The organism is Gluconobacter sp. OJA (assembly GCF_039638325.1).
Lineage (GTDB): Bacteria > Pseudomonadota > Alphaproteobacteria > Acetobacterales > Acetobacteraceae > Gluconobacter > Gluconobacter cerinus.
Map to the genome: position 1 here is coordinate 1,819,723 of NZ_JBDIWI010000001.1, position 15,215 is coordinate 1,834,937.

11 protein-coding genes are annotated in these 15,215 nt (G+C 56.4%); 6 read left to right on the forward strand and 5 right to left on the reverse strand.

The window, feature by feature from the left end:
* The first annotated feature begins 4 nt into the window (after positions 1-4).
* Positions 5-742: a CbtA family protein gene (locus tag ABDK75_RS08350; RefSeq protein WP_346005536.1), complete on the forward strand. Its 738-nt coding sequence runs from the start codon at positions 5-7 to the stop codon at positions 740-742.
* Between the two features lie 3 nt (positions 743-745).
* Entirely contained in the window at positions 746-1,384 is a 639-nt protein-coding gene (gene bluB / locus ABDK75_RS08355) for a 5,6-dimethylbenzimidazole synthase (RefSeq protein WP_339407904.1), read from the forward strand.
* On the opposite strand, the gene ABDK75_RS08360 is transcribed toward bluB, so the two are convergent.
* Entirely contained in the window at positions 1,374-1,925 is a 552-nt protein-coding gene (locus tag ABDK75_RS08360; RefSeq protein WP_211515424.1) for a histidine phosphatase family protein, read from the reverse strand. The genes bluB and ABDK75_RS08360 overlap by 11 nt on opposite strands.
* Before the next feature lie 139 nt (positions 1,926-2,064).
* Here ABDK75_RS08360 and ABDK75_RS08365 point away from each other — a divergent pair, with 139 nt between their 5' ends.
* Positions 2,065-3,783: a M20/M25/M40 family metallo-hydrolase gene (locus tag ABDK75_RS08365; protein WP_346005847.1), complete on the forward strand. Its 1,719-nt coding sequence runs from the start codon at positions 2,065-2,067 to the stop codon at positions 3,781-3,783.
* A gap of 209 nt (positions 3,784-3,992) precedes the next feature.
* Positions 3,993-4,898, forward strand: coding sequence for a LysR family transcriptional regulator (locus ABDK75_RS08370; protein WP_346005538.1), 906 nt, complete (start codon positions 3,993-3,995; stop codon positions 4,896-4,898).
* Here the strand turns inward: ABDK75_RS08370 and ABDK75_RS08375 are convergent.
* A complete protein-coding gene (locus ABDK75_RS08375; RefSeq protein WP_211509941.1) occupies positions 4,885-5,814 on the reverse strand; it encodes a bile acid:sodium symporter family protein in 930 nt (309 codons plus the stop codon). The genes ABDK75_RS08370 and ABDK75_RS08375 overlap by 14 nt on opposite strands.
* A gap of 85 nt (positions 5,815-5,899) precedes the next feature.
* A complete protein-coding gene (locus ABDK75_RS08380; protein WP_046901941.1) occupies positions 5,900-6,352 on the reverse strand; it encodes an Lrp/AsnC ligand binding domain-containing protein in 453 nt (150 codons plus the stop codon).
* Between the two features lie 136 nt (positions 6,353-6,488).
* On the opposite strand from ABDK75_RS08380, the gene putA reads away from it, so the two are divergent.
* Positions 6,489-10,058 (forward strand): bifunctional proline dehydrogenase/L-glutamate gamma-semialdehyde dehydrogenase PutA, encoded by a 3,570-nt coding sequence (gene putA, locus ABDK75_RS08385; RefSeq protein ID WP_346005540.1) that lies wholly within the window; start codon positions 6,489-6,491, stop codon positions 10,056-10,058.
* A gap of 200 nt (positions 10,059-10,258) precedes the next feature.
* Complete coding sequence (locus tag ABDK75_RS08390) at positions 10,259-12,892, forward strand: M1 family metallopeptidase (RefSeq protein ID WP_346005541.1); 2,634 nt, start codon at positions 10,259-10,261, stop codon at positions 12,890-12,892.
* Between the two features lie 56 nt (positions 12,893-12,948).
* Here ABDK75_RS08390 and ABDK75_RS08395 read toward each other — a convergent pair whose 3' ends face one another.
* Together ABDK75_RS08395 and ABDK75_RS08400 are read right to left on the reverse strand one after the other, a co-directional pair.
* The gene (locus ABDK75_RS08395) at positions 12,949-14,166 is read right to left on the reverse strand and encodes a cation:proton antiporter (protein WP_211507746.1); all 1,218 of its coding nucleotides are present in this window, start codon (positions 14,164-14,166) and stop codon (positions 12,949-12,951) included.
* 111 nt (positions 14,167-14,277) lie between these two features.
* Positions 14,278-15,213 carry an ABC transporter permease gene (locus tag ABDK75_RS08400; RefSeq protein WP_064274479.1) on the reverse strand — a complete coding sequence of 312 codons (936 nt, stop codon included), beginning with the start codon at positions 15,211-15,213 and terminating at the stop codon, positions 14,278-14,280.
* Positions 15,214-15,215: the final 2 nt, after the last annotated feature.

Here is a 15,215-nt window from a genome sequence, read left to right on the forward strand (position 1 = left end):
TTTCATGACAGGTCGTCTTTTGAGCCGCGGCATGATTGCCGGGATTGCTGCCGCATTGCTTGCGTTCGTGTTTGCGCGTTTTTTTGGAGAGCCGCAGGTCAATCTTGCGATTGCATTCGAGAGCGCGAAAGACCTTGCTGCTGGCGAGCCGCCTGAACCGGAAATTATCAGCCGAAGCATACAGGCGTCTTTCGGGCTTCTCACCGCTGCCGTTATGTATGGCGCGGCTTACGGCGGCATCTTCGCGACTATTTTTGCTTTTGCATATGGTCGCGTAGGCCGCTTTTCGCCGCGGGCCTTATCAGCACTTCTGGCAGCTGCAGCATTTGTTGTGTTCGTGCTGGTGCCAGACCTGAAATATGCTCCCAATCCCCCTGCCGTTGGACTTCCATCGACCATTGGCCTACGAACCGGAGCCTATTTCGGTATGATCGCTCTGTCGCTTTGCGCGGCAGCGGCATCCTATATGGTCAGCCGGCCACTCATCCGGCGCCTGGGTCATTGGAACGGCGTGCTAGCCTCTCTTGGTGTTTTCATCATTCTGGTGGCCGCCGTACAAGCCGGTATGCCTGATATCAATGAAGTTCCAACAGATTTCCCGGCAACAGTGCTCTGGCGTTTCCGCGAGGCAGCCTTGGGGATGCAGATCGTTCTGTGGGCTACGATCGGACTGCTCTTCGGGCCTCTGGCATCCCGTGTCCTGACGGCGGCCGCTGACAAACCTTTTGCACGTAACGGATAAACCATGACGGCACCAGCCTTTTCAGACGATTTCAGAAAGGATCTGGAGCGCCTTTTCACATGGCGCCGGGATGCGCGACATTTCCAACGTGACCCTCTGCCCGCATCGGTGCTGGACGATCTCCTGCATGCATCGACCCTGGCGCCTTCCGTTGGTTTGAGTGAGCCCTGGCGCTTCGTGCTCGTTGAAAACCCAGAGCGAAAAGCAGCCGTTCGAAAGAGCTTTGAAACCTGTAACCGGGAAGCCCTTCAGGGATATGAAGGCGAACAAGCAGCTTCCTATGCGACGCTCAAACTGGCCGGATTAGATGATGCCCCGCATCATGTCGCAGTCTTCTGCGAAACATTTCCGGACCAAGGACATGGTCTCGGACGTGCGACCATGCCGGAAACAACGACGTGGTCCACTGTGATGGCTATCCATACGTTCTGGCTGGCCGCAACGGCGGCTGGTGTTGGGCTGGGCTGGGTCTCCATTCTTGAGCCCGAGCACGTGTCAGACCTTCTCGATGCCGAGCCGGGATGGAACCTTATCGCGTATCTTTGCATCGGATATCCGGCAGCCCATGCCAACACACCAGAACTGGAGCGCATGGGCTGGGAAACAAGAAACCCGGACCGACGTCAGTGGATCAGACGCTGACATAGTGGAGCCTGCTGCTGCCTTGCGGCATTGAAGGTGCTAGCAGGTTCGCCCTTTCTCCTTTGGCAAGCCCATCAAGGAGACGAAGTGGGCCGCCGTGCGAAATGACTAATGCGGCCTCTCCAGCATGAACGAGGTCTGCCCAGAAAGACTGCACACGCTCCTGTAGCGCTCGCCCACTTTCACCTTTGGGCGGAGAAAACCCTTCAGGATCTTCGGCCCAGCTATCGAGAGCTACCCTTGGCACAACATTCCAGGATAGCCCTTCCCACTGACCAAAATTTAGCTCCAGTAGCCGGTCATCCAAGCGCAGCGGCCACCCGGTCTGCGCCTCGAGCCTTCGCGCGACAGACAGACACCGGGCCGATGGTGACGTGTAGATGACAGAACAACCGGCGCCCTTTGCAAGGGTCAGCAGGCCAGCGGCCTGAGCCTCCCACCCCGCTCTGAGTTCCATCTCCTGTCGCCCATAACAAAGGCCTTCACTCCCCTCAACGGGAGGATGGCGGGACAGGAGAACCGGAATGGTAAGAGTGGTCATTAATCGTAGATGGGGGTGCCACGCGTTTTCCGTCAACCAGCCAGTCCGATGATTTTATGCCATTTCCTGATCAGCAATCCGATGTGTAAGGTGTGCCTCATCTCGTCAGACACGCGTTATGACAAAGACTGAGGACATGATGCACAAATCTTCCCTTCGAAACCGCCTGAAATTGGCTACCGCTCTTGCCGCTTTTGCCATAGCTCCGGTCGCGATCGGCGTTTCCGGGGCCCACGCAGCGTCTGACGCAGGCGCCTCCGGCCCGATCGACCCGGCTCGGATGTCGGAGACAATGCGGGTTCTGGCTTCCGACTCATTTGAAGGACGTGCCCCTGGCACTCCAGGTGAGGCCGTCACGGTCAAGTGGCTGATTGATCAGTACCAGAAGCTTGGACTGGAACCTGGCGGCGAAAATGGCGGATGGACGCAAAATGTCCCCATGATCCGTACCCGCCCTGATCCGAAAGCAATCGCGACGATCAAGACACGAGGTCAGGCTGCTCTGCCGCTTCATCAGTTGACAGATATCGTCATGTCGACGCTCCAGCCGATCGAGCGCCTTCAGCTGTCGAACGTCCCTCTGGTTTTCGTGGGCTATGGTGTGACGGCGCCGGAACGTCGCTGGAATGACTTCAAGCAGGTTGATCTACACGGCAAGATTGCGGTCTTCCTGGTGAATGATCCTGATTTCGATGCTGGACCAGAAGAGCCTGTTGCTGGCCGCTTTGGCGGCAAGACCATGACGTATTACGGGCGCTGGACGTACAAGTTTGAAGAAGCAGCCCGTCGTGGTGCAGCCGGAGCGCTGATCATTCATGATACTCCGGGCGCGTCCTATCCCTGGAGCACGGTCGTCGCACCTCAGGGTGAAGAGTATGACATTCTTCACGACGATAAGGACCTGAAGTCCGTACCGATGATCGGCTGGATCGAAGGCAATGCAGCCAAAACATTGTTCACACGGGCCGGGCTGGATCTGAACCGTCTGCGTCGTCAGGCGCGTTCGCCGGATTTCCATCCGGTCAACATTCATGACACGACGCTTTCAGTGGATATGCCAGTCAAGGTCGATCACCTCCAGAGCCAGAACGTCATCGGCAAGATCACGGGCACGGATTATCCCGACGAAACCGTGATGTTCGGCGCGCACTGGGATGCGTTTGGTAAAAGCACCGACGGCGCGGGCAAGACCGTTATTCGGCGCGGAGCGATTGACGATGGTTCGGGTATTGCAGCCGTTCTGGAAATCGCACGGGCTTTCAAAAACGGGCCAAAGCCAAAACGGACTGTCAGTTTTGCTTCCTGGACCGGTGAAGAGCGTGGCCTTCTGGGATCGAGCTGGTATGTCGCCCATCCGCTGGCACCGCTGGACAAGACTGCGGCCAACCTGACGATGGATGTGCTTCAGATGGCAGGCCCGGCTCATAATGCCTTCATTATCGGCGCTGGACAGGACACTCTGCAGGACGACTTCGCAGCCGCAGCCCTTAAGCAGGGCCGTACAACCCAGCCGGAAGCTATGCCGGAGCGCGGAGCCTTCTACCGTGCGGACCATCTGCCCTTCGCTCGGGCTGGCGTGCCCGTTCTCGCGGTTATGGATATGGCTGGCCCGTTCGATCTTCTTCAGGGTGGAACAGCCGCAGGCAGCAAATGGCTGACGGCGTATATGGCCTGCTATCATCAGGCTTGCGATGCCTGGAGCCCTGACTGGGACGTCCGAGGTGCGGCGCAGGACGTCGATGTTGTCCGTCAGGTCGGATATAATGCGGCCTTCTCGCATGATTGGCCGACGTGGAAAGGTGGCTCCGAGTTCCGGGCTATTCGTGAAAAGAGCAACGACGTTCGTTCGGCTCACTAAACTTCAGGTTCAGGCGGCTCGGAGAAAAAGCCGCCTGAATTTTGCTTTTAAACGATATATTGTGGAAATTTCTTAATCCGTTTCGTAGCGAAGAACATTTCCAGCGGCCTTGTTCAAGCAGGTGACAATCCACGCTTGGCATCATGCGCGCCTTAAAATTTGCGCGCTTTGAACAAAGTCCCTGCAACCCGTTCACAGATGAGATCGAGATGGACAATCGCGTTGGCGAAATGCAGGTTTTTCTACGGGTAGTCGAAAGCGGCAGTTTCTCGGAGGCCGCCCGGCTGTTGGTCATGACGCCGTCAACCGTCAGCAAGCTCATCGCCAGAATTGAAGCCCGTCTGGGTGTCCGCCTGATCGAACGCTCGACCCGCCGCCTTTCCGTAACGCAGGAAGGACAGACCTATTATACGCGTGCTGTCAGCCTGATAGCGGATCTCGATGATATTGAACGTAGCCTCACAACGGGAACCATGCAGCCCAAAGGGACAGTCCGGGTCAATGCGTCCGTTGCATTCGGCACCCTTGGACTGGAGCCATTCCTCCCTGCGTTTTGGGATGCCTATCCGGATATTCTGATTGATCTCTCACTTTCTGACGACGTAACAGACCTTTACCTTGACCGGACAGACGTGGCTTTCCGTGTCGGCCGACTGCAGGATTCAGGCCTTACAGTCCGTCACCTGGGGGCGGTGCCACGCAGGATTGTAGCCTCACCCACCTATCTTGAACGCCACGGAACGCCTCAGACCGTTGCGGATTTAGACAGCCATCAATGCCTTGGGTTTAACTTCCAGCGCACAACCCCTGTCTGGCCGTTTCAGGAAAAAGGGCGGCTGATTGACCGCCGCGTACACGGTCCCCTTCTGGCGAATAATGGTGAAACGGTAAGGCGTATGGCCCTGCAAGGCGTCGGCTTGGCACGGCTTGGCGAATATCATGTCCGTGAAGACCTGAAGACTGGCCGTTTGGTTGAAGTTCTGAATGATGCCACGATACAGGACGAAGAAGACATTCATGCCCTCTTCCCTGCAGGACATCAGAGCCCACCGCGAGTGCGGGCCTTTCTTGATTTCATGGTTCCGCGAATACAGGATTATCTCAAGGCGCCTTGATCCGTGACGTGCCCTTACTGAGAGGCCGCGCAGCCCAGTATGCGGCCAGAACGGAGCCGGACACATTGTGCCAGACGGAGAAAACTGCTCCTGGCAGCGCTGCAAGGGGTGAGAAGTAAAGACGGCCCAGAGTTGCGGCGAGCGCCGAGTTCTGCATCCCGACTTCAAGAGCAAGCGTTCGGCAGACAGACTCATCGAAGCCCAGAAGTCTGCCGCCCCAGTATCCGCCCAACAAGCCAATAGCGTTATGCAGGATGACACCGAGGATCAGGAGGGGGCCAGCTTGAGCCAGAGAAGGACCGGCGCCAGCGACCACGCAACCAATGATCAGCAAAATGGACACCATGGCCACGGGTGGCAAGGCGCTCTCAATCCGCTGGATGGTCCGATGCCACAGCGTGTTGACGATCACACCGGCAAAAACCGGTAACGCAACCATGGTAATGATGCTTCGGAACAGCCCCCAGCTATCAACAGAGACACCCGCAGACACATACAGCCGTGTCAGTAATGGTGTTGCAAAAATTCCTACCAAAGTAGACAGCGCACTAATACTGACGGACAGCGCGACGTCCCCTTTGGAGAGAAAAATCATCACATTGGAGGCTGTGCCGCTAGAGACACAGCCCACAAGAACCATGCCTGTCGCCAGACCGGGAGGCATACCGAGCATGTGCGCAATACCCCATGCTGCCAAAGGCATGACGAGATAATGCAATCCTACACCTGCCAGAACAGGATAAGGGCGCCGGGCTATGCGGGAAAAATCCTGCACTGTCAGAGACACACCCATCGTAAACATGATGAACGCGAGCAGCGGTGTGATGACCGGCAACAGTTTCAAGAACGGCGCGGGAAGCACGATGGCTGCCAGCGAGACCAGAATGGCCCAGACCGGGAAAAGGCGCGTCATCATCTGGCGGAGCGTCTCCATTGTTAGAACACGGGTAAGGTAACGTTCCTCATACCGTCATCCTGTCCGCTTGGGAAAATGATAGCCGTCAGATCGGCAATTCAGGATCGGCCTTGACCTCTTCCATGACGGTGTAAGTGTGCGTCTGGCGTACTCCCGGGAGCCGGGTCAGGGTTTTCCCCAGAAAATTGCGATATGCGGTCATATCCTTGACCCGCGCCTTCACCAGATAGTCGAACCCGCCTGCAACCATATAACACTCACTGACCTGAGGAATGGTTTTGAGTGCTTTAGAAAATGCCTCGAAAATATCCGGACTGGTCCGATCCAGCGTGACCTGAATGAAAACAAGTAGCCCAAGATTGACGGTTTCAGGATCCAGACGGGCCATATAGCCGCGGATTACCCCACTTTGCTCCAGCTTTTTGACGCGCTCCAGCGTAGCGGCCGGGCTCAGATGAATCTGCCGTGACAGATCAATGTTCGTGATGCGGCCATCCTTCTGAAGAAACCTCAGAATTCTGCGATCTATGTCATCCACTTCGCGCCACCTGCTAAATATAATTTTCCATAAATTCGATAAACCGAATTTAATTCGTCGTCTCCCTTAAAATACCAGCACCTGTTTCGCAAACGTTTCAATATCTGTGAGAGACCATCAGAACAGCGGTATCCTCATGACCTCACCTTTCGCGTCCCTTGCAGCCATCGTTCCGCCGCGGTCTCCGTTACGTCAGGCCATCACCGACCACACCCGTGTAGCGGAAGCCCCGCGTGTGACGGCGCTTTCGCGTGAGGCCCGCCTTGAGGACGATCAGGCTGCCCTCGCCCGTCAGACAGCAAGGCGTTTGGTCGAAGCTCTTCGTCAAGGCCGCAGTAGCGGCATCGTTCAGGATCTGGTGCAGGAATACGATCTCTCCTCTCAGGAGGGTGTCGCCCTGATGTGCTTGGCGGAGGCCCTGCTTCGTATCCCTGACCTTCCCACGCGTGACGCCCTCATTCGCGACAAGATCGGGAACGGTCAGTGGCATGAGCATATCAGTCGCAAGTCTTCCCTGTTCGTAAACGCAGCAACCTGGGGACTGGTCGTCTCAGGCAAGGTCCTGTCGACGGAAGAAACGAAAGCGCTGCCGGGAAGCCTCAAACGCCTGATCGGACGGTGCGGTGAGCCTGTGATCCGCAAGGGCGTCGATATGGCAATGCGCATGATGGGTGAGCAGTTTGTAACCGGCCAAACCATCGCGAACGCGCTCGAAAACAGCAAGCCCCTCGTCGCAAAGGGGTTCCGTTACTCCTACGACATGCTGGGAGAAGCTGCCACGACCATGGCGGACGCTGATCGGTATTACCGTGATTATGAAACAGCTATTCACGCCATTGGCCAGGCATCAGCAGGCGCTGGCGCCTATCAAGGCCCGGGTATTTCAGTCAAGCTGTCTGCCCTTCATCCGCGCTATAGCCGCCTCCAGAGGGAACGGGTTCTCGCCGAGTTGGGCCCTCGCCTGACAGCACTTGCGCGCCTTGCCTGTCACTATGACATTGGCTTCAACATCGATGCTGAAGAGACAGACCGGCTGGAGCTCTCTCTGGACCTGCTGGAAACGCTTTGTTTCGATCCAGCCCTGAAAGACTGGAAGGGCATTGGCTTCGTAGTCCAAGCTTATCAGAAGCGTGCGCCGTTCGTACTCGACTGGGTGATTGATCTGGCCCGTCGCACAAATCACCGCCTGATGGTCCGATTGGTTAAGGGTGCCTATTGGGACAGTGAAATCAAGCGTGCCCAGGTCGATGGGATGGAGGATTTTCCGCTCTTTACGCAGAAGATCCATACCGACATTTCCTACATTGCCTGCGCCAAGAAGCTTCTGGCTGCTCCAGACGCCATTTTCCCACAGTTTGCTACGCATAACGCGCAGACACTGGCCAGCATTCACGCCTTGGCAGGCCCGGCTTTCACGACTGAGTCCTATGAATTTCAATGCCTGCACGGCATGGGAGAAACGCTGTACAAAGAAGTTGTTGGTCCGGAAAAGCTGAATCGACCTGTCCGTGTCTATGCTCCTGTGGGCACGCATGAAACGCTCTTGGCCTATCTCGTACGCCGCCTACTGGAAAATGGCGCGAATTCGTCCTTTGTGAACCGAATTCAGGATCCCGCAGTTTCGGTGGAAGAGCTGATTACCGACCCCGTCACGCTCTCCGCCAAAGCCCTCCCCAGCACACTGCGCCAGCCGAGCGACCTTTTCCAGCCTGAGCGTGAAAACTCGCATGGGCTGGATCTTGCAGACGAAAACACTCTGAAAACACTTGGCGTTGCCCTGCATAAGGAGGCCTCATTTGGTGAAACAGCGGGCGAGGATGTTGTTAATCCTGCCGACAAGTCAGATGTCATTGGGTGTATCAAACCCACGGCTGTCGAAAGCGTAGGGGCTGTCATCAGCAAAGCCGTAACGGGTTTTGATGTCTGGAAGAACACACCAGTCTCCGAACGCGCTACATGTCTGGAGAAGGCCGCTCAGAGCCTCGAAGACGACATGCCCAGACTGATGGGACTGATTATCCGGGAAGCAGGAAAGACCCTTCCCAATGCGGTGTCTGAAATCCGCGAGGCTGTAGATTTTCTACGCTATTATGCTGCCCAGATCCGCCGCGACTTTACTGCTAAAAATGCTGCGCCACTGGGTCCGGTCGTCTGCATTAGCCCCTGGAACTTCCCTCTCGCCATTTTTCTGGGGCAGGTTTCTGCTTCCCTGGCAGCCGGGAACAGCGTTCTCGCCAAACCTGCGGAAGAAACGCCTCTCATTGCGCAAGAAGCTATCCGCATTCTTCATAATGCCGGAGTGCCAGCAGAAGCCTTACAACTTGTACCAGGTGGCGGCGAAATCGGAGCGGCGCTCGTCGCCGATCCCCGCATAACTGGCGTTCTGTTCACGGGTTCGACGGAAGTCGCAAGGCTGATCCAAAAGCAGCTTGCCGGACGCCTGAATGCAGATGGCACACCTCTTCCTCTGATTGCCGAAACGGGCGGCCAGAATGCACTTGTTGTGGACAGCTCGGCTCTGTCCGAACAGGTCGTCGGGGATGTGCTGTCTTCCGCCTTTGACAGTGCTGGGCAGCGATGCAGCGCACTCCGGGTACTGTGCCTGCAAAACGATAGCGCGGATCGTGTTCTGACGATGCTCAAAGGGGCGATGGCAGAACTGCGTACGGGAAATCCAGCTCTTCCGCAGACAGATGTCGGGCCAGTCATCACAGAAGAGGCTCAGAGCGGAATTCTCAGCCATATTGAAGACATGCGCGCTCGTGGTTTTTCGATCCATCAGTCTGCAATTTCTGAAGAGTGCGCAAACGGGACCTTTGTGCCGCCGACCCTGATTGAAATCGACAGTTTGTCAGCTCTGCGCCGCGAGGTATTTGGGCCGGTTCTGCACGTCGTCAGATATCGCCGCGAAGAGCGCGCGCAGTTGATGGAAGCCATCAACAACACCGGATATGCCCTGACCTTCGGCGTCCATTCACGCATCGACAGTACGATTGAAGACCTTAAAGCCATCTCAGATGCGGGAAATATCTACGTCAACCGTAACCTTGTGGGTGCCGTCGTCGGGTCTCAGCCGTTTGGGGGGCATGGCCTTTCCGGAACCGGCCCGAAGGCAGGTGGGCCGCTTTACCTGCGTCGCCTTCTGTCCCGACGCCCTGAACTGGGTGCTCTGGCGCACCACGATCTGCCAGTTGTCCTGAATTTTGCCGGGCAGTGGTTAAGGGCCATAGCACCAGACTTCAGAGCCGTTGTGCCTGCCGGCACGCCTTTGGGAACAACCCTTTCTCTCCCCGGCCCTGTCGGAGAAGACAACGTTTACACTTTGACAGCACGAGGTACCGTGCTGTGTGCAGGGCCTACACTTGAGGATCTGTGTCAGCAAATCACCGATGCCCTCTCTACTGGAAACGCCTGTGCGATCCCTGCGGAAATCTGGCGCCGTCTGCCCCCACCGCCTGCGGCCCTAGGAGACTCTATCCTCCCACTATCAACAGACGTTCAGGTGGATATGGCGCTGTGCAATGGCGATGCAACAGACCGCAAGCAGGTCTTGGCCGCACTGGAACGTAAAGACGGACCGGTAGTCTGCCTGCACACACCAGACGCAGACAGACGTTACCCACTGGAATGGCTGGTTCAGGAGCGGGCCTGCAGCACCAATACGACGGCTGCTGGCGGAAATGCAGCTCTTATGGCGACCGTTTAGTATTCACGCCCCAACACAAGACACACTCCCATCGTGATCATACAGGCTGCGGTGGGAGGTCTTGGTTTTAAAGAGACAGACGCATCAAACCTGCCTCCCACTTTCATGTCAGGACCGAGTGTGCGACCCTTGCGCCACCATTGAAACAAAGCGTTACGCTGTTTCTTCAATATTCTGACTGATTAAGGATACGCATCGTTATGCGCCGCCTTCTGGCTTTCAGCACCCTTCTTGCCGGTCTTCCCTTTGCCATGGTGGCGCATGCCGAAGGAACGTTTTCCTTCCAGCAGACACCAGGACAACTTCCCAAAACCGTTGTTCCGGCCTCCTATGCCATCGATCTCGAAACAGACCCGGAACATCTGACCCTCAAGGGCCAGGAAACCATCGACGTCACGGTCCTAACAGATACGCAGGACATTGTTCTCAATCAGGCAGGACTAAAGCTGTCTGGTGCCGCTCTGGATGGGACGCAGCATGCGACCATCACACAGGATGACGCTGCAGAAACTGCCACGCTGCATTTCTCACAGCCTGTTCCCAAGGGCCCCCACACTCTATCCATCAATTACACGGGCCCAATCCTCAAGACGCCAAATGGCCTCTACATCAACGATTATACGTCAGCCACCGGTCAGGCACGCCGCATGCTGGTGACGCAGTTCGAAGTTGCTGATGCCCGCCGCATGTTCCCCGGATGGGATGAACCCGCATTCAAGGCCAGCTTCCAGCTGAATGTGACGTTGCCTTTCGATGATATTGCTGTCAGCAATATGCCCATTATCGGCACCACTCAGCAGGACACAAAGACCAAGCGCGTTTCCTTTGCCCCAACACCTCGCATGTCCAGCTACCTGCTGGCACTTGTTGCCGGTGACATGGGAGCCGTTCATGGAGAGGCTGATGGCACGCCCCTGAGTGTTTATGCCCCGGCCGACCTGGAGGAACAGGGTCGATATGCTCTTGAATCAGCCCAGCGCATACTGCCGTATTACAACAGCTATTTCGGGGTAAAATATCCTCTCCCGAAGATGGATATGCTGGCCATTCCAGGAAATTATCAGGCCGGTGCGATGGAGAACTGGGGCGCTCTCACATACATCGACAATGTGCTTCTGTTTGACCCAAAAAACAGCACACCCAAAACACGCGAGCTGATTCACGAAGTCGTTGCGCATGAGATGGCGCATCAGTGGTCTGGCGATCTTGTGACGATGGGCTGGTGGAACAACATCTGGCTCAACGAGGGCTTTGCGTCCTGGATGGAAATCAAGGTCACGGACAAGCTGAACCCACAGTGGGACATCTGGCCACGTCAGCACGAGACCCGCGAAGAAACGATGGGCATTGATGCCCTTTCAACCACCCATCCGATCCAGCAGACCATTCACAACGTCAGTGAAGCAAATTCAGCGTTTGACAGCATCAGCTATGGCAAAGGCGAGCTGGTCATCCGGATGCTGGAAGGCTGGCTGGGTGAAGACAAATTCCGTGATGGCATGCGGGCCTACATGAAAGCACACGCGTTCGGCAATGCTACCAGTCAGGATCTGTGGAATGCCCTTTCTTCCACCTCCGGCGAAGACGTTGCCAAGGTGGCGCGCAGCTTTACGGAGCAGCCGGGTATCCCGCAGGTTAATGTCACATCGTTCTGTCAGAATGATCAGGCCACCTACACACTGACCCAGAGCCGCTTCACAATCCATGACCCACAGGCTCAGCCTCTGACATGGAGCGTTCCGGTTGTGGCTGGTGGACCAGGACTTCCGACAAAAACCCTTGTTCTCGGCACTGAACCCGTCACTATCACAGCGCCCCGCTGCGATACGGCCTTCAAACTCAATCTTGGCGAGAGCGGCTATTATCGTGTTTCTTATGACAAGAACGCACTCGGCGCCCTTGCAACATCCCTCAGCAAATTTGCTCCCGTTGATCGCGCCAACCTGCTTGGGGACCAGTATGCCCTTTTCCGCTCAGGGCAGGCCAAACTTGGGTCTTATCTGGATCTGGTCGATAGCCTGACTGCAGCGCATGAAAGCGACATTGCGGTTCTGGAAGAGATCATCAGCCGCCTTGAAACGATTGATCAGTACGAAATCGGCAATGCCGATCGTGATGACTTCCAAACATATGCTCGCAGCCGTCTGGCACCGGTTCTGGCGCGTCTGGGCTGGGACGAAAAACCGCACGAGAACATTCTCGACACGATGCTGCGCCCATCAGTGATCAGCGCACTCGGGACATTCAACGATCCGCAGGTTATTGCGGAAGCCAAGCGTCGCTTTGCACTCTGGAAGGAAAACCCAGCCTCTCTCCGCCCCGATCTTGTCGGTGCTGTTACGACCATTGCCATGAAGACGGCGGATGGCCAGACATATGACTTCATGGCTGAGAAAGTTCGTACCACCCAGGCGACAGAACTCAAACTGCGCTACTTCGCCGCTCTTGCCAGCGCAACCAACCCGGATCTGATCCGCAAGAACGTGGCCCTCGCCTATAGCGGAGCCATTCCGAACGGACGGATTGCACGCTCACTGGCCGTCATTGCAGCGTCGAGCGAAAATCCTGATCTGGTGTGGCAGCTGGTGAAGGAGCATGAGGCAGATATTCGCACGCATCTGGCTCCGTGGTCACAGGATGACTTCCTCGCCTCAATCGCCGCACACTCCAATAACCCACAGGTTCTTGAAGCACTTCAGAACGATCCGTGGTCCACGAAAACAACAGGTGCAAAAATCGCGACAGCAAAAGCGGTCAATACGATCAATGCCCGTCAGGATGCTATTAAAGCCACTCAGGAACAGATCCACGACTGGCTGGCAACGCATCACTGATTGTTTTGAAGGATGATTATGGAGAGGGGATTAATTCCCCTCTCCTCTTCAAGCCCTTAAGGCACCGCAGAAGATCGGGGCGCGACGAGCTTGAACATGGGCCCTGTCAGGACCGTGGAAATGACAGCAAGAACCATCAGAGATGCGAAAGCAAACTCTGAAATCATGCCCTGGGCGTGGAAAATCGTTGCAGCAACAATTTCCATGAGCCCCTTGCACTGCAACAGAACACCGACGCTCAACGCCTGACGCCTGCTCAGGCCGGATGCAGGCGGGTAAATATAGACCGCCAAAATCTTCGTCACGATCGAGATTGCAACCAGTGACAGAGACGCGATCACGGAGGGCCATGTCAGAGCATCACCATCGATATTCAGGCCACTATGACCAAAGAACATCGGGGCGAGCCAGATGAGTGAGAACGTTCCCACCTTCTCAACGGGCAACCGCCGAACCCACGACGGCGGCATGATCGCGCCAGCAAAGTAAGCGCCAATCAGTTCGTGCAGACCGAGTTGCATGCTGGCCCACGAACCGGCAGCAAGATAAATCGGCACCGCAATCCAGATAACAGCGGAAGGCGGGTTCCTGAAATGACGGGAAGCCCAGTTTCCGGCAACTGCCAGCCCCACTAGCAGCGCAATCGCAAGGACTTCGAGGCCCGTCCATCCATGGAGGGCAGCCGTCCCACGCTCGGCAACCTGAAGCATTGCCAGACCAATCCAGAGAGCAGCATCGTCGACAACGGCCAGCTTAAGCGCCAGCTGACCCAACGGACGTTGAGACGGATTAAGCTCACGCACCACGCCAATCAGAACCGGCAAAGCACTGACGGCAATGCACAGGCCAATAGACGCTGCGGCGACCCAAGGCTGTGCATGTGGCGGATGCCATCCGGGAAGTGGCAGAAAAAATTCGTAAGCGAGTATGGACCCCACCAAAAGCGGACCACCCAGCGCAACGGCCGCCCCCGTTAGCAGACGCCCCAATGTCGGCGCTGGCAGGGCATGATCGTCCGCCACGCTTCCCGGGGACTGCCACATTTCAAGACCGGCAGTAAACGCCAGAACCAGAACGGCAACCCATCCAATATCGCTTCCATAAACCGATGGAATACCAAGTGATTTTACAGGAATATGCCAGACAGAAATCAATATACCGACAAGTATTGGCAGAACCACAATCGGTATTGTTTTCTTCAGTATCCTCCACACAACCCATGGAAGAAAAACAAAAACTGCGGCGTCTGCAATAAGTGCCGTAATGTTTGTCATCAGCCTCCCCTCTATGCCTAAATGAAGAGACAGAGTACGCGATTATGGGGAAAAGGTGCAAACCAAAGTGTTTGGGACGCTTGCTGGCGCCCCACTCCACACCCGGTTCGCTTATCTTCCACTTCGATAATAGGGCGTCCCGAGCGCCGCGGGAGCGGCCATTGCAGAGCGCAGTTTTGCGAACGCCAGCATCGGCACAATAATGCAGGCAACTGTCCCAAGATATGGCAGCGTATTCAGGATTGCGGGTGCAACTGGCCAGCCTCTGGCCTGCCCCATGAACCCTACTGCCGTTACAAGCCCGAACAGTAGGCCGGACAAGACGGCAACAATTGGGCGATATCCCGCAAAAATCACCAGCGCCACTGCAATCCAACCCCGCCCGGCGATCATCCCGTCTGACCAGACAGGCACGACGGCGAGCGTCAGATCAGCTCCAGCCACACCAGCCAGAACGCCCCCAACAATCACGGCAAGAGCTCTGTACTTCATGACGGGCACCCCAACCGCATCTGCCGCTGCCGGATTTTCGCCCACGGCCCTCAGATCCAGGCCCGAACGCGTCCGAAATAGCCAGAAATGCGCCATTACGGGAAAGACGAGATAGATCAGGTAAACGAGAATATTCTGGCTAAAGAAGGCAGGTCCGATAACAGGAATGGCAGACAGAACCGGGATGGAGACTGGTTCGAACACAGCAGAGACCGGAACACCGGCAACGGACCGCCCGATTACAGAACTAAGACCCAGCCCCAGAAAGGTGATCGCCACGCCACACAGAACCTGATTGGCACGAAGTACAACGCTGGAGAGCGCAAGCACACTTGCTCCCAGCCCACCCACCAGTCCTGCTGCCAGCAGACCCAGCCATGGATGAGGCGTCGCGTTCACAGTCATGACAGCAACGACGGCCCCGAGGGACATCAGGCCCTCTACCCCGAGATTCAGAACACCTGCACGTTCGGCAATCACTTCACCGAGGGCACCAAGCGCCAGAACCCCGCCTGACAGAACGGCATGACCGAGAAGGTCGCTGAGAAGTGCCATGA